This is a genomic window from Erythrobacter rubeus (genome assembly GCF_014705715.1).
Lineage (GTDB): Bacteria > Pseudomonadota > Alphaproteobacteria > Sphingomonadales > Sphingomonadaceae > Erythrobacter > Erythrobacter rubeus.
Genome location: NZ_JACXLC010000001.1, coordinates 728562 through 754784, shown reverse-complemented (window position 1 = coordinate 754784; position 26223 = coordinate 728562). Strand labels below are relative to the sequence as shown.

Below are 26223 nucleotides of genomic sequence, written 5' to 3'. Positions count from 1 at the left end.
CGGTATAATCAGTTGCGCGGCAGAGTCACCCGCTTGCTTTTCAAGAGCGCGACTCTAAACCCGCATCCATGGTCGAACCGGGCATCCATGACGACGAAACCCTTGTGGCGGATGCCGCAGAGGACGAAGTGCGTCCCGACGACCGGATCGATGATGAGCGCCATGACGAGGAAAACCGGCTGAAACCGGAATATGTTCGCGGCGTTCGCGATGCGTTGGAGGATGGCGACAAGACCGCGGTTTACGATCTGGTCGAACCGCTCCACCCGGCCGATATCGCCGACCTGCTCGAACTGGTCGACAGCGAAGAACGCGAGCAGCTTGCCTCCGCGATCACCGATCTGATGACGAGCGAGGTGGTGGCCGAGCTCAACGATCACGTGCGCGAAGTGATGATGGAAGCGCTTGAGCCGGAAGCGGTCGCGACCATTGCCGAGCAGCTCGAAACCGACGATGCGGTGCAGCTGCTGGAAGACCTCGACGAGGACGACCAGAAGGCAATCATCGCCGAGCTGGAGCCCGAGACGCAGGCGGCCGTCGAAAGCGCGCTCGCCTATCCGGAGGAGACCGCAGGCCGCCTGATGAGCCGCCACGTCATGGCGGTGCCGGAGCACCTGACCGTAGGCGATCTCATCGATTTCCTGCGCGAAAACGGCGATCTGGAGCACGATTTCCACGAAGTGTTCGTGATCGATGCCGCGCATCATCCGGTCGGCACCTGCGCACTCAACTGGATCCTCACCACGCCGCGTTCGGTCAAGCTGACCGACGTGATGAAGCGCGACCAGACCCTGATCCCGGTCACGATGGATCAGGAAGAAGTCGCGCTGATGTTCCAGAAATACGCGCTGATCTCTGCCGCAGTAGTGGACGATAGCGGGCGGCTCGTCGGGCAGATGACGGTGGACGATATCGTCCACATCATCTCCGAAGAAGCGGGCGAGGATGCGCTGCTGCTATCGGGTGCAGGCGACGGCGACATCAACGAGCCGATCAAGGAAGCGTATTCGAGCCGCGTGCGCTGGCTCATCGCGAACCTCGGCACCGCAGTCGTCGCCTCGGCGATTATCGCGTTTTTCGGCGCGGCGATCGAAAAGCTCGTCGCACTTGCCGTGCTGATGCCGATCGTCGCGAGCATCGGGGGCAATGCGGGCACGCAGACAATGGCGGTGGCCGTGCGCGCGATCGCAACCAACCAGCTGACCCGTTCCAACACCCGGCGCATTCTTTGGAAGGAGCTGCGCGTCGCCCTGCTCAATGGCGGCACCGTGGCCGTGCTGATCGGCATTGCCGCCGCTTTGCTCTTCAGCCCGATGATGGGCGTCGTCATAGCCGCGGCGATGATCATCAACATCGCGGTCGCCGGGCTTGCCGGGGTGCTCGTCCCCTTGGTTTTCGAGCGTCTCAATCAGGATCCGGCAGTCGCATCGTCGGTGTTTGTAACCATGATCACCGACTCGATGGGGTTCTTCGCCTTCCTAGGTTTGGCAGTGGCGAGCGGGTTGACCGGCTGATAGCCCCTCCCCTCGAAAGCAATCGAGGGAGAGGAATATGGGCCGGGTTTCGGGCAAACTGGTGCTGCTGACAGGCGGCGCGATGGGATTGGGCAAGGCCGCGGCAAAGGCGCTGCTCGATCAGGGCGCGCAGGTCATCATCACCGATATCGACGAAGCCGCTGGCGCGGCCGCCGCCGAAGAGCTTGGCCCGGAATGCTCGTTCTTGCCTCAGGACGTGACCGATTGGGACCGCTGGCAGGAACTGATCGGCGAAGTCGAGGCAAGCCACGGGCGGCTCGATGCGCTGGTGAACAACGCCGCCGTCACCGTGTTCGGATCGATTGCCGACATTTCGCCCGAGGATTTCCGGCGCTGCTACACCGTCGATGTCGATTCGATCTTCATGGGGTGCAAGGCGGCGATCCCGCTGATGGCGAAATCGGGTGGCGGATCGATCGTCAATTTCTCCAGCGCGGCCGCCAACAAGCCCAACGCCGATCTCGCCGCCTATAACAGCGCCAAGGCGGCGGTGCCGATGCTGACGAAATCGATCGCGCTTTACTGCGCACGCGAGCAGAACAGGGTGCGGGTCAACTCGGTCCAGCCGGGCACGATCCTGACGCCCAATGTCGAAAGCGTCATTGCCGGCACGCCCGATCCCGACGCCACGCGTGAGGCGTTTTCCATCGCCCAGCCGATCGGCCGAATGGGAGAGCCGGAGGATATCGCGCACCTGATCGTCTACCTCGTCAGCGATGAAAGCAAATTCGCCACCGGCGCGCCCTTCATTGTGGATGGCGGTCTTAGCATCGCTTGAACCGAGCGCCGGAGACGCCAGACTGGTAGGCATGCCGCTCCATATGACCAAGATCGCCTTCGGCGCGAAAAGCTACAAGGACCTCGAAAGCTGGTATCGCCGCGGCGCGAGCGAGCCGAAGCGGCTGACCACGCGGTATCTGCCCAAGCGGCACGAGGAACTGGTGGGCGGATCGCTCTACTGGATCCTCAACCATGCGCTGGTCGCGCGCTCGCAGATCCTCGGCTTCAGCAAGACTGATGACGGACGCTGGAATATCGAGCTGGAGCCAGTCCTCGTCCGTGTCCACCCGCAGCCGAAGCGCGCGCATCAGGGCTGGCGTTATCTCAAGGGCGAGCCTCCGCGCGACCTAGCGCCGGGAGAGGACATCGGCGATGCGCTGCCCGGTAAACTCGCTGCGAAACTTGAGAAACTGGCCCTGATCTAGTCCCAGCGCTTAGCCGAACGGCGGCGCTCCGAACCAGACCCACAGCGCGAAACCCGCGGCGATGACTAAGGCTGCGATCACCCTGCCCCAATCGGCGGATTCGATCCCCTCGACGGAATGCGGCGCTTCGCGCTTGCCGGTGACCATGGGGCCGACGATATCGTCCATGCGGATGAAGGCGTATACGCCGATCGCAGTGATGTGCAGCGCGATCATGCCGAGCACGACGTAGAAGAACGTCTCATGCCAGTCGGTCAACATGTCGGCGGTGAGCACGCCGACAAAGCCGTTTAGCGGCCCGGTCGCCCCGTCATAGGGATCGCCTGCGAACAGCCCCATACCCACCTGCGCCAGCATCACCCCGAGCAGAGCGATTACCGCAAGCGCGCCGAGCGGGTTATGGCCGATATGCTCGTCTTTGGAGTGCTGCCCGCGCAGATAGGCGAAAATGCGCGACGGCCCGCGCACGAAGTTCGCAAAGCGCGCGGTGCGCGTGCCGATCACGCCCCAGACAATCCTGAACACGAGGACCGCCAGCAGCACGACACCGAGCCGCGTATGCCACCACCACAGCGAATTTTCGCTGGTGTACCACATCGCGAAGACAAGGCCGACAAAGCTCCAATGGCTGAGCCGAACCGGCAGGTCCCACACTTTGACCGGCCGTGTCGTCATGCGAGCCGCCCCGCTAGATCAGTCCGTTTCGAGACGGAACTTGTCGTGGCAAGCCTTGCAGGTCCCGCCCATTTCCTTGGCCTGCTCACCAACGGCAGCCGCATCTCCGCTGGCTGCCACGGTGACGAGCTGCGCGCTTGCATCGATGAAGTTCTGCGCGGCGGTTTCGAACTCGGCGGGCTCTTCCCAGATCACCGCAAGCGCTTCTGTATCGTAGCCCTCATCAACACTTGTCCCGGCCGGGAAGTAATCGGGGATACGCTGCGCGCGTTCGTTGATCTCGGTCGCGCTCGCTTCGATCGCTGCGAAATCCGGTTCGCCGCTTTCCAGCTGGCCGCGGATCGCCTTGAACGCGTCACCGATCGCTTCGTAGTTTTCCTGACGCTCTTCGATGACCGCCGGTTCCCCCGAAGCTGCGGCCACTGTCTCTTCCGCCTCCGTCTCTGCGTTTCCTCCGCAAGCGGCGAGCACTGCGAGCGATGCTGCGACGGCGGAAATTCGGACAGTATGGAAACGGGTCATAGATGCGCTCCTGGATGCGAGAAAAGCCTTGCAAATCCGTGTCTATTTGGAAGCGTGCGGATTGGCAATGCTTCCTTTCCGTAACGTCATATTGTGCGTCGGAATGGCCGATCCAGGAAAACCGCTATTGCGTCCGGCTCTTTTCAGCGACGCGGCGCAGCGCATTCACATAGGTCTCGGGCGGCTGCGCGCCGGGGATCATGAACTTGCCGTTCACGATCATCGCGGGAACGCCGGAGATATTGAGATCCCATGCCTGCCGTTCCTCGGCAACAACCCGCGCTTCGAGATCGGCATCGTTGAGCGCGGCCTTGGCAGCTTCGCGGTGCAGGCCGACGCTAGCGGCGATATCGAGCAAGACATCGCGCTCACCGATCCGCCTGCGTTCGTTGAAATGCGCCTTGAACAGCGCGAGCTTCAACTCGGTCTGAACCTGCGGCCCCGCCTGCTCCAGTGCGAAGCCGAGCAGCTTGTGCGCCTCGCGCGTGTTCCACATCATCGCGGGCGGCGCGTCGCCCTCACCTTCGTATGCCAGCGAGACACCGGCGCTTTCGGCGATCTGTTTCATCTGGCCGCGCACCGCCGCGCCCTCTTCGGCGGTCCTGCGATATTTGCGCTGGAGATGCGCCTCCTGCTCTTCGCCTTCTTCGGGCATGTCGGGATTGAGTTCGAACGGACGCCAGCGGATTTCGGCGTCGATCTCGCCATCCAGCTGGTCGAGCGCCTTCGTCAGCTGCCCATAACCGATGGCGCACCATGGACACATGACATCGGAATAGATGTCGATCGTCAGCTTGTCAGGCGCGCTCATTTGGTTTTCTCCAGCCACCACTTCATCAGACTGTGCGCGATCGCCGCGGGCGGCGGCGCGTTGAAGGGGCCCGGTCCATCGGCGCCCCGCTCGGTCGGCACATTGTCCATCGCCAGCTCCACCTCGTCACGCGTGAACCAGCGCGCTTCCTCAAGCTCTTCGACATCGAGGGTGATTTCGATGTCATCGGTCTGCGAATAGCAGCCGATCATCAGCTGGCTGGGAAACGGCCATGGCTGGGTCGCGATATATTCGACATCGCGCACACGCAGGCCCGCCTCTTCCCAAACTTCGCGCGCGACCGCCTCTTCGATGGTTTCGCCCGGTTCTACAAAGCCTGCAAGCGCGGAAAAGCTGCGCGGCGGGAAACGGGGCTGACGGCCCAGCAGCAGGCGGCCTTCGTTCTCGACCAGCATGATCGTAACAGGATCGGTGCGCGGGAAGTGCTGCGCCTGACAATTGCTGCAATTGCGCTGCCAGCCGCCTTTTGCGGGCTTGGTCGCGGAGCCGCATCGCGCGCAGAACCGGTGCCGCGCATGCCAATCGACGAGGCTGCGCGCACCGCCATAGATAGCAAGGTCCGGCGGGCTCAACTGCTGGATCGCAGCCCAGGCGCGCGGCATGGCATAGGCCGGTCCGGTCGCACCGTCGTCCGGTACGGCGGCGAAACACGCCTTGTCGTCGAGCAGGCCGAGAAAAACCAACTCCGCGTCCTGATCGACATCGGCGAGCGTGCCCCACAACAGCGCACCGTCCTCACCGATCTGCGGCAGCAGGCCATCGAGCAGCAGGACCTTCGCCCGCCAGTCCATCCGCGCGGAAAGCGCATCGGGATCGACCCGGATCAGGTCGGCGCGGTCTATCGGTGAACCGGCGAAGGCAATTGGTCCGGTGCGGGCGAGCTCTGGATGCGCCGGATGGCTCATCAGGCCGCCTTGGCAGCGCGCATCGCCGTGAGGTCCGCCTCGAGCGCTTTGAGGAATTCGTCGCGCATCGGATAGGCTTCGGTCGGCATGTACTGGGTCCAGAGCGCCGAACGCAGGCCGAGATTGTAATCGACGGCAGCGATCGTGCCCGCTGCGCCGCCCCAGCCGAACGTGCCGTCAAGCACCCGACCCCCGGCTCCGTGGCCCTGCCCTGCAATCCACGAAGTGGACGTGTCCACTGTGTCCGGAAGCAGGTTGGAAGTGCCCACGCGCACAGCGTTCTCTCCGATGACCTCGACCCCGTCGAGCGTCCCGTAGCCGAGCAACATGCGCAGGAAGCGGTCGTAATCCTTCGGCGTCGAAACCAGGCCGCCCCCGCCCGAGGGAACCTTTGGCTCGTCGGTGTAGATTGTGGCCGCAGCCAGATCGAGCGGCAGCGGGAACCCGCCAAGAATACCGTAATTGTCGGTCATGCGAGCGGTCTCGCTTTCCGGCACGGTCATCCACGTGCTGTTCATGCCGCAGGGTTCGAAAATGCGCGTTTGCAGGAAGCTTTCGAAATCCATGCCCGATGCGACCTCGATTACACGGCCGAGCAGGTCGATACTGGCGGAATAGCTCCACCGCGTTGCCGGTTGATACATCAGCGGCAATTCGGCGAGCCTGTCGGCCCATACTTCGAGGCCGGGTGCCGGTGTCACGTCGGGAAAACCGGGGATCGGAATGCGGCTGACCCGTCCGCCGACAAGACCGTTTGCGTTATAGGCATCGCGCAGCGGGCCCTTGCTGACGATGTTGTAGCCAAGGCCCGACGTATGCGTCAGCAGGTGGCGGATCGTAATCGGCGTTTCGGCAGGCACGGTGTTGTCGAGCGGCCCTTCCGGATCGACCAGCACCTGCATGTCCCGGAATGCGGGCAGAACCTCGTGGAGCGGTTGGTCCAGACCGAGATCGCCCTGGTCGATCAGCATCATCGTCGCCATGCCGGTCACCGGCTTCGTCATCGAATAGATGCGGTAGAGCGAGTTTTCGTCGACCGCACCCGGACGGTTGAAGCCGAGCTTGCCTCCGCCAACCGTGTGGGCGTGATCTTCCTGCCCCCACCCGAATGTCAGGAACAGGTTCGCAACCTTGCCTTCCGCAAGATAGCGCTCAGCAAGAGAGGCGACCGAAGGCCAGGATTCGCTGACATCATGCGCCAGCAGCGCGTGTCTGAACGGAAGCGTGCTTAGCGCGGCCCCTGCAGCCAGATAACCGCCACCGCGAAAGAGCGAACGGCGTGAAACATCGTTTTGGTCGAAATCGCGAAATGCCATGGAATAGTCTCTCCGGGGTATTTGTTGGCGCTTGTGTGAGCGAGTTGAAACCAGTGGTCAATCAGGACTTGCTTTTTGATGGTGTAGTACACATATAACACACATGTTCAATCTACTCTCTTGGGCCATCGGCCTACTCTCGCTCATCATCGTCATCCCTGCCCAGATCCCCTTCCTGGGCTGGGCCAACTGGTTTGCTCTGCCTTTGATCGTGGTAGGCATCGTGGTTGGCGCCATGTCATCGAGCGACAGCGGGCGTAATTTCTGCCTCGTCGTCCTGCTGATCGCGGCGGTCAGGCTGACGCTAGGCGGCGGGATCCTCTAATCCGCCGAGAGGGCGAGACGGGCCGCTTTTGCGAACAAGGTCGGCAGCCCGGCCTTGTCTATGTCGCCGACCGGCCACCACTCCCCCGCACCGCCGGGCGTTGCAGCTATTCGGGCATATTTGACTTTCAGCGCTAGGTGCGCGTGCGTGAACGTGTGCCGAACGGTGCCAGCGTCCTGCCACTCCGCCGAGACCGGCGGTTGCTCCGATCCATCCTGCCGCGCAGACCAGCCGTCATCCGGCAGAGCGCGCATCCCGCCCAGCATTCCCGTGCCCTGTCGGGTGACGAGCCAGACGTGCCTGTCCCGCTCGATCCAGTAGGCCGTGCCGGTGCGCTCCGGCTTGGGCTTTTTGGGAGGCTTGACCGGCAGCCGCTCCGGCTCACCCGCTTTCAGTCCGGCGCATTCGCCTTGCAGCGGGCACAACAGGCAGCGCGGAGCCTTGCTGGTGCAGATACCGGAACCAAGGTCCATCATCGCCTGCGCAAAATCGCCCGAGCGATCGTCCGGCGTGATCTCTTCCGCCCGCTCGCGGATGATCTTCCGCGCTGCCGGTAGTGGTTCGGCAATATTGAAGAGGCGCGACACCACCCGCTCGACATTGGCATCGACGACCACCGCCCGCTCACCGAAAGCAATCGCCGCGATCGCAGCGGCGGTGTAGGCTCCGAGGCCGGGAAGCTCGCGCAATTCGGCCTCGGTCCGAGGAAAGCCGCCCTGCCCCGCGACTTCGCGGGCGCATTTCACGAGATTGCGCGCGCGCGAATAATAGCCCAGCCCCGCCCACGCAGCCATCACATCGTCTTCAGGCGCGGCGGCAAGGTCCTCGACGCTTGGCCAGATGCGCGTGAACTTCTCGAAATAGGGCTTCACCGCGGCAACCGTGGTCTGCTGCAACATCACTTCGGACAGCCACACACGGTATGGCCATGCGGGATCGTCGGGAACCGGCTCACCTGGCGGGCTGCGCCACGGCAGCGACCTTGCATACTTGTCGTACCAGCCGAGCAGCGTGGAAGAGATGTCGTCGCCCATGGAAGTCACGCGCGCCCTATGGCATGGCATTTCGTGCAATGGGAAGCGACAGCAGAAAAACCGGCGGGAAAACCCCGGCCTCAGGCAGCAAAGCGGCAGGCCGAAAAAATGCCAAGCCGTATCAGCGTCCGCGCGGCGGCGGGGCGAAGGCGATCGGGGACCTCATGCCCGAAATCGGGCGCACGGCATTCAGGCGCTTCGGCTTCGTCCAGAGTTCGGTCGTCACCCGATGGCCCGAAATCGTCGGCCCCAACCACGCCCGAGTCTGCAGCCCGGAGGCGATCCGTTTTCCGCCCGGCGAGAAGTCCGAAGGCATCCTGCAACTCGTGGTCAGCCCGGCGCACGCACCGCTGATCCAGCAGGTCACGCCGGAGATCATGGAACGGGTGAACCGCTTCTTCGGTTATCAAGCCGTCGCGCGGGTCAAGATCCGGCAAGGCGTGGTTAAGCCGACCCATGCTCAAAAGCCTGCCAAGGCGCCGCCTTCGCTCAAGCCGATCCCGATGGAGCTCGGGGACAGCCTGCGCGATATCGGCGATCCCGAACTGCGTACCGTGCTGGAATCGCTCGCGCGCAGTTTCGATGACAAGGACGACGATAAAGGTCAGGGGGAATAGGGCATGAAAGCTTTTCTACGCGCGACCGCGCTGATGGCGCTGTGCCTTGCGCCGTCCCTGTCCGCGCAGAGCCTTGAAGAAGAGACAAGCGCGTTCAAGGACCTTACCAGCAAGAAAGCATGGCACGCGAACGTCGAAGAGACCGAGCGCGGCCACCTGATCGGTAATCCCGATGCGGACGAGCAGCTCATCATGTTCGTAAGCTATGCCTGCAAGGGGTGCCACGATTTCGCGTTTCGCGGCGATCCTGAACTCGACATCGCCTTGCTCGCGCCGGGCCTGCTGAACCTCGAAATCCGGCAGCGCTTCAACCACCCGGTCGATCTTCCGCTCAGCCTGCTCGCGCAGTGCGGCGAGCCTGCGAAGTTCAAGGTCAACCATGCGATGCTGATGCGCGCGCAGGCCCGCTGGAAGGAGCGCTGGGACAGCGCCTCCGCATTCAACCGTGACGGATGGTCGCGCAGCACCCTGCCCGCCCGCCGCAGTCTGGTTGCCGCGCTCGACTTTGACGACATGATGGCGCGCCGCCGCGGCTATTCGCGCATGGATCTTGGCACCTGCCTGTCCGACCGGCGAGCTGCGGCGAAGCTCGCGGCCGACAGCATGGCCGATGCCGAGGAGTTCGGCCTGCCAAACTCTCCCGAGAGCTTCACAAAACCGTATTTCGCGCTCAACGGCGAATTGCTGGAAGGCGTCCATTCGTGGGATGCGCTCTACGAATTGCTCTCCGGGCGGTTCAAACCGGAGCCTGCGAGCGAATAAAGCTGCCGAAGCATGCGATTTGTCCCAAATTGAGCCGATAGCGCAGTTATGCAGTATTTTTGCACAAGGACGTGCGCCCGCGCTATTGGCGCTCGCGAAACCACAAGTTTAGTCTCCGCAATCCGATGAAGGTAGTTTTCACATGATTTCGAACCGCAAACGCAACCTCCGCTCGGCCCTTTCGCTTGGCCTGATCGCGCCGTTCATGTTGGCGGCCTGCAACAGCAATGCCGAAGACGGCGGTGCCGAGGCCGGTGAGCCGATTGCAGCGATCCCTGCGCCCGAGGGTTCGACCTGGACCGACACCGTCACGATCACCGAAGAAGACGGCTACGTCATCGGCAATCCGGAAGCGCCGCTGAAGCTGATCGAATTCGCATCGCACACCTGCGGCGCCTGCGCGAACTTTTCGCAGAACGGCAAGGCGCCGCTGAAGGAATACGTTGAAACCGGCGTCGTGAGTTTCGAACAGCGCAACCTTGTGCGCGACCCGATCGACCTCACCATCGCGACTTTGGTTCGCTGCGGTCAGAAGGAAAACATGCAAGTGCTGTCCGATCAGGCCTGGGGATCGCTCAACGAGATTTTCGGCAGCGTCCAGCAGAACGCCGCTCAATACGAAGCGTCTGGTGAGCTTCCGATCGACCAGCGCTTTGTCGCCATTGCCGAGGCCGCCGGGCTGATCGAGTTCTTCTCGGCACGCGGGCTCTCTGCCGATCAGGCCCGCTCATGCCTCACCGACACGGCCAAGATCGAAACCATCGCCAACAATTCGGCGGAACAGGCCGATGAGCTGAACGTGTCGGGCACCCCGACCTTCTTCCTCAACGGCAACCGTCTGGAAGGTATCAGCTGGAACGATATCGAACCCGCCCTGCAGCGCGCCGGCGCGCGGCAAGAGTAAGCGGGGTCCACGCCAGTCCATGCAGATCAGCCGGCTCAAGCTCAGCGGTTTCAAGAGCTTTGTCGAGCCGGCTGAATTGCGCATCGAGCCGGGGCTGACCGGCGTTGTTGGGCCAAATGGCTGCGGCAAATCCAACCTTCTCGAAGCGATCCGGTGGGTCATGGGGGAAACCTCGGCCAAATCGATGCGCTCGGGCGGAATGGAAGATGTCATCTTCGCAGGCACTTCCAGCCGCCCCGAACGCGCCTTTGCCGAAGCGGTGCTTCACGCTCAGGACGACGAGGGCGAAGAACTGGTCGTCACCCGGCGGATCGAGCGCGGCGCGGGCAGCGCCTACCGCGTGAATGGCAGCGACGTCCGGGCAAAGGATGTCGCGCTCACCTTCGCCGATGCCGCGACCGGTGCGCATTCGCCCGCCCTCGTCAGCCAGGGCAAGATCGCTCAGGTCATCGCCGCCAAGCCCGCCGAACGGCGCAAGATGCTCGAAGAAGCAGCGGGCATTTCCGGCCTGCATGTCCGGCGCAAGGATGCCGAAAGCAAACTGCGATCGACCGAGGCGAACCTCGCGCGGCTCGAAGACCTGATGGCAGGTCTGGATTCGCAGATGGCCTCGCTCAAACGGCAGGCGAAGCAGGCCGAGCGGTACAAGAAGCTTACCGACGACATTACCACGGCAGAGGCGCGCTTACTCTTCGCCCGTTGGCGCGATGCGGCCAAGGCGGCGAAGGAAGCGCGCGCTGCAGCGCAGGACGCCGAAGCGCGCGTTGCCGAAGCGAAAGCCGCGACCGATGCCGCGCAGAAGGACCAGGCCGAAGCCGCCGCGAAGCTCGCCGAGGCGCGCGACGAACTCACCGACCGCCGCGACGATGCCAGCGCACACGGCCACCGAATGTCGGCGCTGTCGGAGAAACTGGAAGCCGCCGAAGCGCGCCTGGCCGATCTCGACCGGCAGCGCACCCGGCTCGAAGAGGACCGGATCGCCGCCGACAGGATGACGTCGGATGCGGCGGAAGCCTTGAAGAACCTCGCCAAGGAACTGGAATCGAGCCAGGCGGCGGTTACCGATGCCGAAGCGCAGCGCCCTTCGCTATCCGACAAGTCCGAAAATTCCGAGCGCGCCAGCCGTGCCGCGGAATTGGCGCTGGCCAAGGCGACCGCCGACCATGCCGGTGTCGAAGCCGAATGGCGCGTCGCCGAAGCGGCGATCGAGCAGGCGGAGGCGCGCCTCAGCCGTCTTGCACGCGAAAGCGAGCGGATCGAAACGGCCCGTGCGAACCTGTCCGGCGGAGCGGATCCCGAACAGGCCGTGATCGAAGCGCGCGAAATCGCCGAAGAGGCGGCTCGGCAGGTCGCACGGTTGCGCGCCAAACTCGAAGAGGACCAGGCACGCAAGGGCGAGCTTCAGACCGCACGCGACGAAGCCGCCGCTGCGCTCGCAACCGCGAAGGCCGAGCTTGCGGGGATAGAGCGCGAATACTCGGCCCTCGCGCGAGACCGCGATGCGCGGGAGAAACGCGCAAAGGGCCGCGAAGGCTTGCCCGCGGCGCTCGACACGGTGTCGGTTGCGCGGGGCTACGAACGCGCACTCGCCGCAGTTCTTGGCCGCGATGCGAAATCGCCGGTGGGAACGCCCGGCGATATTGGCGACGGACGTTACTGGACGGGTAGCAATGCACCTTCGCAGGTCGCAAACAGCCTGCTCGATCAGATCACCGACTGTCCGGAAGAACTGCGCGCGCGCCTCGCCTTGGTTCACGTCGCGGATGAGGACGATGGGCGCTCGCTCGGACCGGGCGAATGGCTCGTGACGACCGCCGGGCACCTGCGGCGCTGGGACGGCTTCATCGCCCGCGGCGAAGGGTCGGCGGAGGCTGCGCGCCTCGAAGCGGCCAACCGGCTAGCCGAGCTTGAGACACAGCTTCCGGATCTTCGCGGTGCTGCCGAGCTTGCCGAGGCCAATGAGCGCACGGCGCGCGAAGAATTGTCCGCGCTGCAGACCGGGCTCGTTGCGCAGGAGCGCGAGATTGCCGGTGCTATCGAGGCCGAACGAACTGCCCTGCGTGCTCTCGATTCCGCAGAAGCCGCGAAAGAACGCATTGCCGCGCGGCTCGAGGAGCTGAAGGAGAGCGAAACCGACCTCGCCGAACAGGTTGCCGCGGCAGAAGGCGAATTGAAATCCGCGAAGGAGCAGCGCGAGGCCCTGCCCTCACCCGATGCAGGCCGCGCATCTTTAGAGGCTGCGCAGGCCAAGCACGAGGCCGCCAAATCCGCGGTGCAGGCCGCGATGGCGGAACTTGCCGCGCATGACCAAGGGCTCGCCGTCTCGCGCGAGCGGCTCGCCGCGCAACAGGCGGACCACACGAACTGGCAGGCGCGCTCCGGCGAAGCGGCGCAGCGCATGGCCGAAACTGCCCGCAGGCTCGAGGAAATCGAAGAAGAACGCGCGGTCATCGCCGCGAAGCCTGCCGCCTTGATGGCGGAGATCGAGCAGGGCGATGTCATGCGCGAAAAGCTGACGCGCGAACTGGCCGAGGCTGAACGCGCAAAGGACGAGGCGCAGGAGCTTGTGACCGCCGCCGAGCGAACACTGGCCGATGTAACCGAGAAGCTCGCGCAGGCCCGCGAAGGCCGGGCGACGCTCGCCGCGCGCGCCGAAAGCGAAGAGGAACGGCGCGGCGAGATGGGGCGGATTTCTGGTGAACGCTTCCAGTGCCCGCCGCCGCTGCTGCCCGAACGGTTCGATTTCGCCGAAGAAGACGTGAAGCATTCATCCGCGGAATCCGAAGAGATGGACAGGCTGACAGCCAGCCGCGAACGGATCGGACCGGTCAACCTCGTCGCCGCGGAAGAACTCGCGCGGATCGAGGAAGAGCATGGCACCAATGCGACCGAGCAGGCGGAGCTTGCCGAAGCGGTCAACCGCCTGCGCGGATCGATCGGAAATCTCAATCGCGAAGGGCGCGAACGACTGCGAACGGCCTTCGATGAAGTCAATGAGCACTTCCAGGAGCTTTACCCGCGCCTGTTCCAGGGCGGGCAGGCACACCTTGCCTTGGTAGACAGCGACGATCCGCTCGAAGCGGGACTAGAAATCTACGCCCAGCCGCCGGGCAAACGGCTGCAATCGCTCTCACTGCTTTCGGGCGGAGAGCAGGCTCTGACCGCGACTGCGCTCATCTTTGCGTTATTTCTGACAAACCCCGCACCGATCTGCGTGCTCGACGAGGTGGATGCCCCGCTCGACGATGCCAATGTCGAACGCTTCTGCGATTTGCTGGATTCGATGGTGCGGACCACCAACACGCGTTACCTGATCGTGACGCACAATGCCGTCACGATGAGCCGCATGCACCGACTGTTCGGTGTGACGATGGCAGAGAAAGGCGTCTCGCGCCTTGTCAGCGTGGACCTTGGCGAAGCGGAGTTGATGGCGGCCGAATAGGCTGCGGGCTTGCTAGCTTTCGAGAGCTTTGACCAAGCGACCCCTGATCGATTTGAGCGCAAGGACTGCCGCCCCTACGTCTGCAGCGCCCGATGCCTGTCCCCCGGCCTGCGCCTCGCCCGCGCCATCCGCGCCGGACCTGCGATCGCCCGCGCGCCTGTCCGCATCGCCGCTGCCCGAGGATCGAAGCACGGATTCGGCGCCTTTCAGCGTGTAGCCCTCTTCATTCACGAGACGGTTGATGGTCTCGATCATCTCGACATCTTCTTCGCGATAATAGCGGCGTCCGCCGCTGCGTTTCAGCGGTTTGAGCAGTGAAAACTGCTGTTCCCAGTATCGCAGGACATGCGGCTTGATATCGAGCGCTTCGCTGACCTCACCAATGGTGCGGAGCGCTCCGTCCTCTTTTCCGTCGTCAAAATCAGCCATAAATCACGCTCACTCCCGGATGGGGCGGATAAGGTCGATCCTGACCGGCAGGCTCACTCGCCTTTCGCAATCCGCTCTTTAAGCAGCTGGCTTGCCCGAAATGTCATCACTCGGCGCGGCGTAATCGGAACTTCGATCCCGGTTTTGGGGTTCCGCCCAATCCGTTCATTCTTGTCTCGCAGCACGAAGCTGCCAAACCCGGATATCTTCACATTCTCACCCTTGGCGAGCGAGTCAGACATCTTGTCGAGAATCGATTCCACCATATCGAGCGATTCTGCGCGGCTAAAACCCAGTTTACGATTTATGGTTTCTGCCAGATCAGCTCGGGTCAAAGTCCCTACTGAACGCATCATACGCTATTCTCCCTTCCCAGGTGCGACCCTGCACGAAGCGTATGAAGCGTAACGATTTTTGCGCAAAATCGCAACTTGCAAGACGTGCAATCGCCATCTTTTGCACAAATCTTAGCCGCTCTGGCTAAATGCGCATCAGGGTAGCGCCCCAGGTGAAACCGCCGCCCATCGCCTCGAACATGACGAGATCGCCTGGCTTGATCCGGCCATCGCGGCGCGCCGTGTCGAACGCCAAAGGCACCGATGCAGCGGAAGTGTTCGCGTGCCGATCAACGGTCACCACCACCTTCTCCGGCGGGATACCCAGTTTCCGGGCGGTTGCATCAAGGATGCGGGCATTGGCCTGATGCGGCACGATCCAATCGATGTCGTCAGCAGAAATGCCTGCGTCTCCAAGCACTTCGTGGAGAACACTGGACAGATTGACGACCGCGTGGCGGAACACCTCGCGTCCCTTCATCCGCAGGTGGCCGACCGTTTGAGTGGTCGACGGACCGCCATCGACATAGAGCAGATCGTGCTGCGCACCATCGGCGTGCAGGCGGCTCGATATGATCCCGGGCTTCGCAGGATCGGAGGAAATGTCGCCCTCCGCCGCCTCCAGCACGACCGCTCCCGCGCCATCGCCGAACAGGACACAGGTGGTGCGGTCTTCCCAATCGAGAATGCGGCTGAATGTCTCTGCGCCGATGACAAGAGCGCGCTTGCCCATCCCGGTCCTGAGCAGCGAATCGGCTGTCGCGAGCGCGTAGAGAAAGCCGGAGCACACCGCGGCTACATCGAACGCGGTGCAGCCATTGCAGCCGAGCGCATCCTGAACTTTCGTGGCGGTGGCGGGAAAGGTGTTGTCAGGCGTCGCTGTCGCAAGCACGATCAGATCGATGCTCTCCGCATCGATCCCGGCATCGACGATGGCTGCGCGCGCGGCCTCGATCGCGAGCGAGGACGTCGTCTCACCATCGCCTGCAATGTAGCGTTGCCTAATGCCGGTTCGCTCGACGATCCATTCATCGCTGGTGTCGATCTTTTCTGCGAGCTCCGCGTTGGTCACCACCCGTTTCGGCAAGGCCGATCCGGATCCGAGCAAGCGCGCGCCTGTCACGCCAGGGCCTCGCTGCCGGGAGCGGTTCCGTTGCCGTTTTCCTTCAGAGCCGCCGCGCCCAGCTCATTAAGATCGTGGGCGATCCGCTCGGTCAGTTTGTCTTCCAGCAAGCGCGCCGCAACCGTGACAGCGTGCGCAACACCCTTGGCATTTGCGCTACCATGGCTCTTCACGACGACGCCGTTCAGTCCAAGAAATACCGCGCCGTTATGGTTGTTCGGGTCGAGATGATGCCGGAGCAATTCCGTCGCCGGGCGCGAGACCAGGAAGCCGATCTTGGAGCGCAGCGAGCTGGTGAAGGCCTGTTTCAGCAGGTCGGTCACGAAGCGAGCCGAGCCCTCGATCGCCTTCAGCGCGATGTTGCCGGAGAAACCATCGGTTACGACGACATGGGTTTCACCGCGATTGATCTTGTCGGATTCGACGAAACCGTCAAACTGCAAGGCGAGGCCGCCTTCGTTCTTGGCGCTTGCCGCCGTGAGGTGCGCAGCCGCATCGCGCAGGGCATCGGTGCCCTTGATCTCTTCGGTGCCGATATTGAGCAGGCGCACGACCGGCTTTTCGAAACCGTTCACGATCCGGGAATACGCGGCGCCCATCACCGCGAACTGCAGCAGGTTGCGCGCGTCCGCCTCGGTATTGGCGCCGAGGTCGAGCATCACCACGTCGTGCGGCTCGAGCGTGGGCATCAGTGCGGCGAGTGCTGGCCGGTCGATCCCCGGCATCGTGCGCAGAGCAATCTTGCTAATGGCCATCAGCGCACCGGTGTTGCCAGCGCTCACCGCCGCGCCAGCTGCGCCTTCCTTCACCGCGTTCACGGCGAGGCCCATGGATGTGGTCTTTGCCCGGCGGATCGCGCGAGTCGGCTGTTCGTCGCCGCTGATCACGTCATCGCAGTGCAGGATTTCGGACGCGCCGCGCATGTTGGGATGATCTTCAAGCGCGGCTTCGATCCGCGCTTGGTCACCCACCAGCAAAAACTTGAACTTGTCGTGAGAACGCCGAGCGAGCGCCGCGCCTTCGACCATGACGCGCACGCCTTCATCACCGCCCATCGCATCCACAGCGATACGCGGTAGGCTCATATCAGTCTCCGATACCATCGCCTGCCGGCCTTAAAGGCCGACTGCGACGACCTCACGCCCGTTATAATATCCGCAATGCGGGCAAAGGTTGTGCGGACGCTTCAGCTCTCCGCAATTGCTGCATTCGTGATGCGCTTCGACTTTCAGCGAATCGTGCGCGCGGCGATTGCCACGGCGATGCGGGGATACTTTTCTCTTTGGAACAGCCATGGCGGCACCATTTCCTCAAATAAATACGTGTGTTCAGAACGAATGACGTTACGTCTTGGAGCCGCCTGTAAGGCAAGGTCACCCTTCGCACAAGCGCATAAGGCTGGCGAGCGTCCTTGCCGAAAGCTGGCGGGAAGCCGCGCGCTATAGCGAAAAATTCGCGCGTTGCAAGCCGAGTGGCAGCACCGTAGCAGTGCAAGCGACACTTCTTGAGGGGATTACATTCATGGCATTGCTTCCTGTGACGCTGACAGCGGCGGCTGCGGCGGCCATTCTCAACATCTGGCTTTCCATACGCGTGGGCGCGATCCGGCGCGCGCTGAGCATTAGCGTGGGCGATGGCGGCAACCAGTCGCTCCAGCGGCGGATGCGCGCGCAATTGAACTATGTCGAAAACACTGCATTCGTCGTGATCCTGATCGCGGCGATCGAGCTTTCGGGGCGCGGCGAGCCGTGGCTGGCCTATGTCGCAGCCTTGTATTTCCTCGGTCGCGTGCTGCACGCCTTCGGGATGGACGGCGGGAACATGCAATGGGGCCGCGTCGTGGGAACGATCGCAACCTTGCTCATACAGCTCGGACTGGCTCTCGCCGCAGCACTGATCGCAGCGCGCATTCTCTGATCAGGACAACGCCTGATCGCTGACGAAGGCGTTGGTCTTGCGCTCCCGGCCAAACGTGCTGGTCGGGCCGTGGCCGGGAATGAACATAACGTCTTCGCCCAGCGGCCACAGGCGCTGCGTGATCGCGTCGATCAGGTCCTGGTGATTGCCGCGCGGAAAATCGGTGCGCCCGATGCTTCCCTGGAACAGCACATCGCCCACGATCGCGAAGCGGCTCGGCTCATGGAAGAAAACGACATGGCCGGGCGTGTGCCCTGGGCAGTGAATCACATCGAGGGTCAGTTCGCCGACCTTCACCGTATCGCCATGCTCCAGCCAGCGCGTCGGTTCGAAACTGGCGGCCGTCATCCCGAAGCGCGCGCCGTCCGAGTCCAGCTGGTCGATCCAGAAACGATCGTCTTCGTGCGGCCCCTCGATCGGCAGGCCGAGTTCATCGGCAAGCATTCCGGCTTGTCCGCAATGGTCGAGATGGCCGTGGGTGATGAGGATTTTCTCCAGCGTCACGCCGGCCTTGGCCACGCCTTCCTTTAGCAGGTCGAGATCACCCCCAGGATCGACTAGCGCCGCTTTCATCGTCTTCGTGCACCAGATGAGCGAGCAGTTCTGCTGCAGCGGGGTGACCGGGATGATCGCTGCTTTCATCGGCGGGGTGGGTTTTTGTTCTGTCATGCGCGCTATGTGGCCACTCGCCCTCGGCTCGGCAAGAAGCTTTGCACCGCAGGAAAGCTCAAAATGGGACGACCTGTCCATAGAACCTGCGACTTACGCTGAGCTCCCGCGCCGCGTCACATGCGCCCGCCCTTCCAGACGACCCTGCCGATGATTTCGACGTCTTCCGCCTCGACTGTGACCGGCGGATAGGCGAGATTCTGGCTGAGGAGTGACAGCCGCCCTCCTCCGGCACTCGCCACGCGCTTAACCATCAGCGCATCGCCCAGCCGCACGACATGGATGCCATCGCGGAACGGGCGCGGTGTGCGATCGACCAAGATCTCGTCCTTGTCGTTGAGCACCGGCTCCATCGAATCGCCTTCGACCCGGATCAGCGATAGCTGCGCGCCTTCGAGGCCCTGCTCCGCCAGCCAGCGGCGCGAGAACCGCAAGACGTCGAATTCGGTTTCGGTCACAGGCAGCGCGCCCGGCCCCGCCGAGGCGCCGATATCGAGCCGCGGGACGCTCGCGTAATCCGGCAATTTACCGGCACCAGCCTCACTGTAGGAATTTTCCTTGGGAGCGCCCAATTCCGACTCGGACACGCCAAAGAACTGCGCCAGTTTTCGCCGGTCGCTCTCTTCGAGCTTCCTGGGCGTTCCGCGCTTTATGAACTGTTGAAGATAGGCAGCATTACGCCCCAGCATTTCGGAGAGTTTGCTGAGGCTTACATCGCGCTCACGCGACAATTCGAGCAGCCTTCTGCGCTCCGGTGACATTTCCAGTTCGGCCATTTCCACGCCTTTCGCTGCGTCCGACCCCTTCATTTTTCCTATAGCATAGGTTTTTTCCTAGACAAGTAGGATTTGCGTTGGAACATTTGAGGAACAGAAACCGAATCGCCTGTTCGTCCAATGCCATCACGGGGAACCCAATGGTGATCCGCAAAGTCGAAAAATTCCTGCGAACCCACGACATGCCCGCCACCAAATTCGGCAGGCTCGCCGCGCACGATCCGCGGTTCGTGCTGGACCTGCGCATGGGGCGCATCCCCCGCGCCGCCACCGAAGAGCGCACTTTGCGCTGGATGAACGCTTACGAAAACGCTGCCACCGCCAACGCCACCGAAACGAAGGAGCTTGTCTCATGCTGATCGAAGCAATTGCCATCCCCGCCGATCTGGAAACAAAATCCGCGGACGCCGCTCCCTCCCCCACGCTGCGGGCCCGGCGCTACCGTCCGCGCCGGACCACAGCAGATCGCGTACGCGAAGCTCTGCTCACGCTCGCAGAGGGACGAGCCAGCCTGCTCTCGCACGAGGAGAAAGCGTGGGCTTCGATCACGTTTTCCGGCACGCGTCACGAAATCATGCTCGATTTCGATGGCAGGACTGCGGTGGCGGCGGGGGAGGACTTCATTGCAGCCCTGCCCGATCACGAATTCAGAATCCCCGGCCAATTGGTCGCCGAAGCGACGGTGCGCGAAGTCGATCACCGCTTTGGCAGCGATGATGAACGCATGGTGGTGACGGCGGTGCTGCTCTTGCTCGAGGAGAGTTGACGGCCCGCTATTTCGGCGGACCGCCCTCGCTATCAGGTTCGCCGCACGACAAGGTTCCGGATTTCGCTCATGTCCTCCATGGCGAACCGGATACCTTCGCGGCCCAGCCCGGAATCCTTCACCCCGCCATAGGGCATGTTGTCGACGCGGTAGCTGGGGACATCATTGATGACGATCCCGCCAACTTCAAGCTTGTCCCAGGCATCGTACATCTTGAACAGATCGCGGGTGAATATCCCGGCCTGAAGCCCGAATTCGCTCCGGTTCACCTCATCCAGCGCGGCATCGAAATCGGAGAATTTCTGCAAGATGGCGAGCGGGCCGAAAGCCTCGTCATTCATCGCCCTTGCGTCCTTATCGACATTTTCGAGCAGAGTGGCCTCCAGCATGTTGCCATTCGAAAGGTCGCCGCCCGTCAACAGTGTCGCACCGCCTTCGACCGCTTCATCGATCCAGCCCTTGAGCCGAGTAGCTTCCCCTTCGGAAATCATCGGACCGACAAAGGTGTCGCGATCCTTGGGGTCACCCGCGATCAGCGTCTTGGTCTTTGCGACCAGCATTTCTTTGAACCGGTCATAGACGTCTTCGTGGATGATGATCCGCTGGACGCCGATACAGGATTGGCCGGACTGGTAGAACGCGCCGAATACCACACGCTCCAATGCGTCGTCGAGGTCGGTATCGTGATCGATGATCACCGCTGCGTTGCCGCCGAGTTCCAGAACGACCTTTTTCTTGCCAGCCTTCGCCTTGAGCGCCCAGCCGACGGCGGGCGAGCCGGTGAAGGAGAGCAGTTTCAGCCTCTCGTCCTCGGTAAAGAGGTCCGCTCCATCGCGGCTTGCCGGAAGAACCGAAAACGCTCCTTCGGGAAGGATATCGCACTCGGCAAGGATTTCGCCGATGATGATTGTGCCGAGCGGGGTCTTAGAAGCCGGCTTGATGATGAACGGACAGCCCACAGCAAGCGCAGGCGCGATTTTGTGCGCGGCGAGGTTGAGCGGGAAATTGAACGGCGAAATGAAGCTGCACGGCCCGATCGGGTATCGCTTCCACATGGAGGAATAGCCCTTTGCACGCTCGGAGATATCGAGCGGCATGATCTCACCGTAATTGCGCACTGCCTCTTCGGCAGCGATCCGGAACGTATCGATGAGCCGGGTGACTTCGCCCTCGCTGTCCTTGATCGGCTTGCCTGCCTCAACGCACAGGGCATAGGCGAGCTCGTCGAAACGCTCCTTGAAGCTGTTGACGCAGTGCATCAGCACGTCCTGCTTTTCGTAGGATGCGAGCTTCGCCATCGGCTCTGCCGCGGCGACCGCGCCCACGATCGCCTTGTCGATGGTCTCCGGATCGGCAAGCGCCACGCGGAACGCAACTTCGCCTGTAAACTTGTCCGTTACCTCCAGATCGGTGTTGGGCTGCTGCGCCTTGTTGTTGAGATAGAGCGGGTAGGTGTCTTTCAGCATCGACATTATCGTTCTCCTTTCCCTATCAATCTCAAAGCTTTGCACTCAGTTTCTTGATATCGTGGTTGAGTATCCGATCGTTTTCGGAATAATCGACCGGGCAATCGATCAGGTGAACACCTTTTGCCTCGCCCGTCTTCGCAAGGACATCGGCAAGGTGCTCGCTGCTGGTGATCCGGTGGCCGTGAGCGCCGTAGCTTTCGGCATATTTCACGAAATCGGGATTGCCGAATGTCAGGCCGTAATCGTCGAAACCCATATTGGCCTGTTTCCAGCGGATCATGCCGTAGGCGTCATCGCGAAGGATCAGCACGGTGAGGTTCAGGCCGAGCCGCACAGCGGTTTCCATCTCCTGGCTATTCATCATGAACCCGCCATCGCCGCAAATCGCCATCACCCTGCGCTCAGGATAAAGCATCGCGCTCATCATGGCGCTAGGAAGGCCTGCGCCCATTGTCGCCAGTGCGTTGTCGAGCAGCACGGTGTTGGGGAGATGCGCGGTGTAATTGCGCGCGAACCAGATCTTGTAGACGCCATTATCCAGGCAGATGATCCCGTCATCGGGCATCGTCTGCCGGATCTGGCGTACAAGGTGGGGCGGAAAGATCGGGAAACGGTCGTCCGATTCCAGCGGATCGGAATGCTTGATTTCGGCATCGCGGTAGCAAAGCAGCCGTTTGAAATCCCACGCATCCTGCGGGGTCACCGCTTCCTTGATCTGCCAGATCGCGTTGGCGATATCTCCGATCACTTCGATCTGCGGGAAGTAGACCGGATCTACCTCTGCGGTGTTGTTCGAGATGTGGATCACTTTCGAAGTCTTGCCGCGCGCGTCGCCTTCGAAAGCATCGGTCATGAAAAAGGGCGGCTTTTCGATGACATCATGCCCGACATTGATGACAAGATCCGCGTCCTCGATCGCCCGGTGGCAGAAATCACCGGAAGACAGCGCCGCGCACCCCAGGAACAGCGGATGGCGTTCGTCGAGCACACCCTTGCCCATCTGCGTGGTCACGAAAGGAATGCCGGTCTTCTCGACAAATTCATTCAGCATGTTGCTGGTCATCCGGCGATTGGCGCCGGCCGCGATCACCAGCACCGGCGATTTGGCCGCTTCGATCGCCTCGACAGCCTGACGCACGGCCTTGGGCTCTGCGGAGGGGCGGCGCGCCACGCTTGCCGGGATCGGGCGGGCGGTGGATTCTTCTGCCGCGATATCCTCCGGCAATTCGAGATGCGTCGCGCCGGGCTTTTCCTCCTCCGCCAAGCGAAACGCTTCGCGCACGCGGCTGGGAATGTTGTCGCCGGAATGGAGCTGATGCGCGAATTTGGTAATGGGCTGCATCATGTCCACCACATCGAGAATTTGAAAGCGGCCCTGCTTCGAATGCTTGATCGGCTTTTGCCCGGTGATCGCGAGAGTCGGCATTCCGCCGAGCTGCGAATAGGCAACCGCGGTGACCATATTGGTCGCGCCGGGTCCCAGAGTGGCCATGAAAACGCCGGTCTTGCCGGTATGGCGGCCATAGGTGGCAGCCATAAAGCCGGCCCCCTGCTCATGGCGCGTCAGAACCAGTTTGATCGAGCTGTCGGACAGACTTTCGAGCAGATCGAGGTTTTCCTCACCCGGCACACCAAAGACATATTCGACTCCTTCGGATTCAAGACATTCGACAAAGAGGTCGGAGGCCTTTTTCGGTGTGGTGCGGGTATCGGTCATCTTCGGTTTCCTCCTATTGCTCCGCTAGCCAGAGTTGCGGAGCGTGCAGCGCTGATGTCAGGTTCGCCCGAAACGGGGTCGCCGTTACAGATCGATCGAAAAGCTTTCGTCAGACCAACCCGGGCGTGATTTGCCCGGCTGTTCCAGAAACGCCCGAGACGCCCTCAATATCCGCGCGCCGGATCGAAAATGGGGGAGACCGCTTCTCCGCGCCTGTACCTTTCCAGGTTGTCGAGAAATCGTTCGGCGCTGCGAATGAACATCTTGTCCTGCGCGCGCCCCGACAGGTGCATGGTGATATGCGCGTTATCGAGCGACCAGAGCGGATGGTCTTCAGGCAGAGGCTCCGGCGTGGTGACGTCGAGAAACGCGCCGCCGATCTGTTTCTTCTCAAGTGCGCTGACCAGAGCAGGCTGATCGATGACGGCACCGCGAGCGATGTTCACAATCACCGCGTCGGACTTCATTTGCGACAGCTCGTCCGCACCGATCATCCCATCGGTTTCCCGCGTCGCTGGCACTGCGAGGATGATCCAGTCGAAGTCGCCGAGCTCGCCGCGCCATTCATCGGGGGTCAGCACACCTTCACCGCCAGATCTGCGCACGACCGTGACATCGACATCGAAGCTTTCGAGGCGCGGCTTGATAAGCTTGCCAATCGCCCCGTACCCGAGCAGCAGCGCCTTCGATCCGGCGAGCTCGCGCTTGCCGGGGCTGTCAGTGAGCCATTCGCGGCGGTCCTGTGCGCGCACGACTTGGCGATAGCCCTTGGCGATGTTGAGCATCCCCATCACGACATACTCGGCGATGGTGATCGCGTTGATGCCGGCGCCGTTTGTGACGGTGATGCCGCGCTCGATCAGGACGTCCATCGGCAGAAAATCGAGCCCGGCATAGATCGAATTGAGCCATTTGAGACTGGTCGCGGCATGCAGCGTCTCGGCCATCGCCTCCTGATCGTTCATGTCGAACCAGCCGATCTCGGCATCGGGGACGACATCCAGAGCCTCTTCCTTTGTCAGGAACCAGCGGACATCGAGATCATCTGGCAGGCGCGGTTCGAGCAGCGGCCGAATAAGACCGGAGATAGCGAGAGTCGTCATGGCCCGGGTTCTAGGGCCGGAATGCCAGCCACGCTACCCCGGCCAGAACAGGCAAGCCGGCAAGATCGACCATCGCAATCCGCCTGAGCGGAGCAGGACTGCCCGCAGTCCAGTACAAAGACAGGAAGCTGAGCATGCTGATCCCAACGACGATCACCGCAAGCTTGCGGCCTTCGGGGATGAAGGCCGCCCAGACGCATGCAGCAAAGACTGCGAGGAAAAGCGCCGCGCGATGCTGCATGAGGAGGAACAGGGGACTGTCGGCAGCGACACCGTACAGCGTCGTTAGTGTGGCAGGACGAAACAGGGCGAGCGCTGGTATCGCATGGATGGCAGCGAGGACGAGCCAGAACATAGGTTGCAACATGAAACCTTTGTAGCATGCGCTACGCCATGCGCAAGCCTATCCGAGCTTCCATTCCCAACCGAGTGGATCGCCATCCATCACTTCGACACCCTTCGCCGCCAATTCATCACGGATCGCGTCGGATTTCGCGAAGTCCTTTTCGGCCCGCGCAGTCTTTCGCCGGGTAAGCGCCTCTTCGATCTCTCCCTCGGAGATTTCCGCGGTCTTTGGCCGAAGCCTGAGGTCGGCGCGGGTGAGGCTAAACAACTCCAGGCCGAGCACTTCGTCCATGGCCTCGACCACTGCGCGCTTGATGCCCGCATCGACCTTTTTGATCGAGAGAGCATCTTCGAGCGCTGTAAGCGCAATGGGCGTGTTCAAATCGTCGGCAATCGCGGTTTCGAACTTTTCCAGCGCAGGCGCAAACTTAGGGTGCTCGGCCTCCGGCTGGGGCAACGCATCTTGCAAGCGTTCGGCGAGGATAACCATCCGCTTGAGCCGCACAAGCGCCGCTTCGAGCCCCTCCCAGCTGAATTCGAGCTCGCTGCGGTAATGCGCCTGCAGGCACATCATCCGATAGGCGAGCGGGTGGTATCCGCGATCGACCAGCGTTTGCAGGACGAGAAATTCGCCCGTCGATTTCGACATCTTGCCGCGCCGGTCGATCAGGAAGTTGTTGTGCATCCAGATGCGCGCCGCGCTGTCGGACGAGCAATTGTGCGCCTGGTTCTGGGCGATCTCGTTAGGGTGATGGATCTCGCGGTGGTCGATGCCGCCGGTGTGGATATCGAACGGATGGCCGAGCAGTTCGGCGCTCATCACGCTGCATTCCAGGTGCCAGCCGGGCGCGCCCTTCCCCCACGGGCTGTCCCATTCCATCTGCCGCGTCTCACCCGGCGGCGTCTTGCGCCAGATCGCGAAGTCGGCCGCGTTGCGCTTGCCCTCGACCTCGTCGATGCGGCCCTCTCCATCCTCCGTAACTGCGCGCGCAAGCCGGCCATAGTCGGGCACGGTCGAGACGTCGAAATAGAGCCCGCTCTCAAGTTCGTAGCAGTGCTTCTCCTCCATCTGCTTGCCCCATTCGATCATGCTCGTCACATAATCGGTGGCGCGCGGATGAGCGGGTTTGCGCACGTTCAGCCGGTCCAGATCGGCCTCGAACACTTCCTGATAATAGCGCGCGATGTCCCACGCGCTTTTGCCCTGCGCCGCCGCAGCCTTCTCCATCTTGTCATCGCCTGCATCGGCATCCGAGGTGAGATGCCCGACATCGGTGATGTTGATGACATGGGAGAGTTTCAGCCCCTTGTGGCTGAGCGTCCGCCCCAGCGTGTCGGCAAAGATGTAGGCGCGCATATTTCCGATATGCTGGTAATTGTAGACCGTCGGCCCGCACGTGTAGACGCGCGCCTCGCCTTCATGGATCGGCTGGAAGGCTTCGAGTTCGCGGGTGAGCGAATTGAACAGCTTGAGAGGCGCGTCGGTCATGCTGCGCGCTT

At 62.3% G+C, this 26223-nt stretch carries 29 protein-coding genes; 11 read left to right on the top strand and 18 right to left on the bottom strand.

Annotation, left to right across the window (positions count from 1 at the left end; translation table 11 throughout):
* The first annotated feature begins 68 nt into the window (after positions 1–68).
* The 3 genes from mgtE to IB285_RS03630 are packed head-to-tail and all read left to right on the top strand — an operon-like array spanning position 69 to position 2740.
* Positions 69–1514 (top strand): magnesium transporter, encoded by a 1446-nt coding sequence (gene mgtE / locus IB285_RS03640; protein ID WP_190786895.1) that lies wholly within the window; start codon positions 69–71, stop codon positions 1512–1514.
* A gap of 37 nt (positions 1515–1551) precedes the next feature.
* A complete protein-coding gene (locus IB285_RS03635) occupies positions 1552–2313 on the top strand; it encodes a glucose 1-dehydrogenase (protein ID WP_190786894.1) in 762 nt (253 codons plus the stop codon).
* A gap of 31 nt (positions 2314–2344) precedes the next feature.
* Positions 2345–2740 (top strand): DUF1489 family protein, encoded by a 396-nt coding sequence (locus IB285_RS03630; protein ID WP_190786893.1) that lies wholly within the window; start codon positions 2345–2347, stop codon positions 2738–2740.
* A gap of 9 nt (positions 2741–2749) precedes the next feature.
* Here the strand turns inward: IB285_RS03630 and IB285_RS03625 are convergent, their stop codons facing one another.
* From IB285_RS03625 to IB285_RS03605, 5 genes are all read right to left on the bottom strand, one after another.
* A complete protein-coding gene (locus IB285_RS03625; protein ID WP_190786892.1) occupies positions 2750–3415 on the bottom strand; it encodes a cytochrome b/b6 domain-containing protein in 666 nt (221 codons plus the stop codon).
* Positions 3416–3433: 18 nt separating this feature from the next.
* Positions 3434–3937 (bottom strand): c-type cytochrome, encoded by a 504-nt coding sequence (locus IB285_RS03620; protein ID WP_190786891.1) that lies wholly within the window; start codon positions 3935–3937, stop codon positions 3434–3436.
* A gap of 124 nt (positions 3938–4061) precedes the next feature.
* A complete protein-coding gene (locus tag IB285_RS03615; protein ID WP_190786890.1) occupies positions 4062–4748 on the bottom strand; it encodes a DsbA family oxidoreductase in 687 nt (228 codons plus the stop codon).
* A complete protein-coding gene (nudC, locus tag IB285_RS03610; RefSeq protein ID WP_190786889.1) occupies positions 4745–5674 on the bottom strand; it encodes an NAD(+) diphosphatase in 930 nt (309 codons plus the stop codon). Before nudC ends, IB285_RS03615 begins: the two co-directional genes overlap by 4 nt.
* Complete coding sequence (locus IB285_RS03605; RefSeq protein ID WP_190786888.1) at positions 5674–6990, bottom strand: serine hydrolase domain-containing protein; 1317 nt, start codon at positions 6988–6990, stop codon at positions 5674–5676. Before IB285_RS03605 ends, nudC begins: the two co-directional genes overlap by 1 nt.
* 103 nt (positions 6991–7093) lie before the next feature.
* On the opposite strand from IB285_RS03605, the gene IB285_RS03600 reads away from it, so the two are divergent.
* On the top strand, positions 7094–7315 hold the full coding sequence (locus IB285_RS03600; RefSeq protein ID WP_190786887.1) for a hypothetical protein: 222 nt from the start codon (positions 7094–7096) through the stop codon (positions 7313–7315).
* On the opposite strand, the gene IB285_RS03595 is transcribed toward IB285_RS03600, so the two are convergent.
* A complete protein-coding gene (locus IB285_RS03595) occupies positions 7312–8349 on the bottom strand; it encodes an A/G-specific adenine glycosylase (protein WP_190786886.1) in 1038 nt (345 codons plus the stop codon). The genes IB285_RS03600 and IB285_RS03595 overlap by 4 nt on opposite strands.
* Positions 8350–8372: 23 nt before the next feature.
* On the opposite strand from IB285_RS03595, the gene IB285_RS03590 reads away from it, so the two are divergent.
* From IB285_RS03590 to IB285_RS03575, 4 genes are all read left to right on the top strand, one after another.
* Positions 8373–8966 (top strand): DUF721 domain-containing protein, encoded by a 594-nt coding sequence (locus IB285_RS03590; protein ID WP_190786885.1) that lies wholly within the window; start codon positions 8373–8375, stop codon positions 8964–8966.
* A 3-nt stretch (positions 8967–8969) separates the two neighbouring features.
* Positions 8970–9728: a DsbA family protein gene (locus tag IB285_RS03585; protein WP_190786884.1), complete on the top strand. Its 759-nt coding sequence runs from the start codon at positions 8970–8972 to the stop codon at positions 9726–9728.
* 142 nt (positions 9729–9870) lie between these two features.
* Positions 9871–10632, top strand: coding sequence for a thioredoxin domain-containing protein (locus tag IB285_RS03580; protein ID WP_234033054.1), 762 nt, complete (start codon positions 9871–9873; stop codon positions 10630–10632).
* 19 nt (positions 10633–10651) lie between these two features.
* Positions 10652–14074, top strand: coding sequence for an AAA family ATPase (locus tag IB285_RS03575; RefSeq protein WP_190786883.1), 3423 nt, complete (start codon positions 10652–10654; stop codon positions 14072–14074).
* A gap of 12 nt (positions 14075–14086) precedes the next feature.
* Here the strand turns inward: IB285_RS03575 and IB285_RS03570 are convergent, their stop codons facing one another.
* From IB285_RS03570 to rpmF, 5 genes are all read right to left on the bottom strand, one after another.
* On the bottom strand, positions 14087–14503 hold the full coding sequence (locus tag IB285_RS03570) for a MerR family transcriptional regulator (RefSeq protein WP_190786882.1): 417 nt from the start codon (positions 14501–14503) through the stop codon (positions 14087–14089).
* Between the two features lie 53 nt (positions 14504–14556).
* Positions 14557–14859 (bottom strand): integration host factor subunit alpha, encoded by a 303-nt coding sequence (locus tag IB285_RS03565; protein ID WP_190786881.1) that lies wholly within the window; start codon positions 14857–14859, stop codon positions 14557–14559.
* A 124-nt stretch (positions 14860–14983) separates the two neighbouring features.
* Positions 14984–15961, bottom strand: a complete 978-nt coding sequence (locus tag IB285_RS03560; RefSeq protein WP_190786880.1) for a beta-ketoacyl-ACP synthase III — start codon at positions 15959–15961, stop codon at positions 14984–14986.
* The gene (plsX, locus tag IB285_RS03555) at positions 15958–17046 is read right to left on the bottom strand and encodes a phosphate acyltransferase PlsX (protein WP_190786879.1); all 1089 of its coding nucleotides are present in this window, start codon (positions 17044–17046) and stop codon (positions 15958–15960) included. The genes IB285_RS03560 and plsX overlap by 4 nt, the downstream gene beginning before the upstream one ends.
* A gap of 30 nt (positions 17047–17076) precedes the next feature.
* Positions 17077–17256: a 50S ribosomal protein L32 gene (gene rpmF, locus IB285_RS03550; protein WP_152435052.1), complete on the bottom strand. Its 180-nt coding sequence runs from the start codon at positions 17254–17256 to the stop codon at positions 17077–17079.
* A gap of 226 nt (positions 17257–17482) precedes the next feature.
* On the opposite strand from rpmF, the gene IB285_RS03545 reads away from it, so the two are divergent.
* On the top strand, positions 17483–17878 hold the full coding sequence (locus IB285_RS03545; protein WP_190786878.1) for an MAPEG family protein: 396 nt from the start codon (positions 17483–17485) through the stop codon (positions 17876–17878).
* On the opposite strand, the gene IB285_RS03540 is transcribed toward IB285_RS03545, so the two are convergent.
* Both IB285_RS03540 and IB285_RS03535 read right to left on the bottom strand, forming a co-directional pair.
* Complete coding sequence (locus IB285_RS03540) at positions 17879–18520, bottom strand: MBL fold metallo-hydrolase (protein WP_190788976.1); 642 nt, start codon at positions 18518–18520, stop codon at positions 17879–17881.
* Positions 18521–18663: 143 nt separating this feature from the next.
* Positions 18664–19323: a S24 family peptidase gene (locus IB285_RS03535; protein ID WP_190786877.1), complete on the bottom strand. Its 660-nt coding sequence runs from the start codon at positions 19321–19323 to the stop codon at positions 18664–18666.
* A 140-nt stretch (positions 19324–19463) separates the two neighbouring features.
* On the opposite strand from IB285_RS03535, the gene IB285_RS03530 reads away from it, so the two are divergent.
* Complete coding sequence (locus IB285_RS03530; RefSeq protein ID WP_190786876.1) at positions 19464–19682, top strand: hypothetical protein; 219 nt, start codon at positions 19464–19466, stop codon at positions 19680–19682.
* Positions 19676–20089, top strand: coding sequence for a hypothetical protein (locus IB285_RS03525; protein WP_190786875.1), 414 nt, complete (start codon positions 19676–19678; stop codon positions 20087–20089). The genes IB285_RS03530 and IB285_RS03525 overlap by 7 nt, the downstream gene beginning before the upstream one ends.
* 32 nt (positions 20090–20121) lie before the next feature.
* Here the strand turns inward: IB285_RS03525 and IB285_RS03520 are convergent, their stop codons facing one another.
* From IB285_RS03520 to cysS, 5 genes are all read right to left on the bottom strand, one after another.
* Positions 20122–21561, bottom strand: coding sequence for an aldehyde dehydrogenase family protein (locus tag IB285_RS03520; protein WP_190786874.1), 1440 nt, complete (start codon positions 21559–21561; stop codon positions 20122–20124).
* A gap of 25 nt (positions 21562–21586) precedes the next feature.
* The gene (locus IB285_RS03515; protein ID WP_190786873.1) at positions 21587–23275 is read right to left on the bottom strand and encodes an acetolactate synthase large subunit; all 1689 of its coding nucleotides are present in this window, start codon (positions 23273–23275) and stop codon (positions 21587–21589) included.
* 164 nt (positions 23276–23439) lie between these two features.
* Entirely contained in the window at positions 23440–24378 is a 939-nt protein-coding gene (locus tag IB285_RS03510; protein ID WP_190786872.1) for a D-2-hydroxyacid dehydrogenase, read from the bottom strand.
* 10 nt (positions 24379–24388) lie between these two features.
* Positions 24389–24745 carry a phosphopantetheine adenylyltransferase gene (locus IB285_RS03505; protein ID WP_190786871.1) on the bottom strand — a complete coding sequence of 119 codons (357 nt, stop codon included), beginning with the start codon at positions 24743–24745 and terminating at the stop codon, positions 24389–24391.
* Positions 24746–24781: 36 nt separating this feature from the next.
* Positions 24782–26212 (bottom strand): cysteine--tRNA ligase, encoded by a 1431-nt coding sequence (gene cysS / locus IB285_RS03500; protein ID WP_190786870.1) that lies wholly within the window; start codon positions 26210–26212, stop codon positions 24782–24784.
* Positions 26213–26223: the final 11 nt, after the last annotated feature.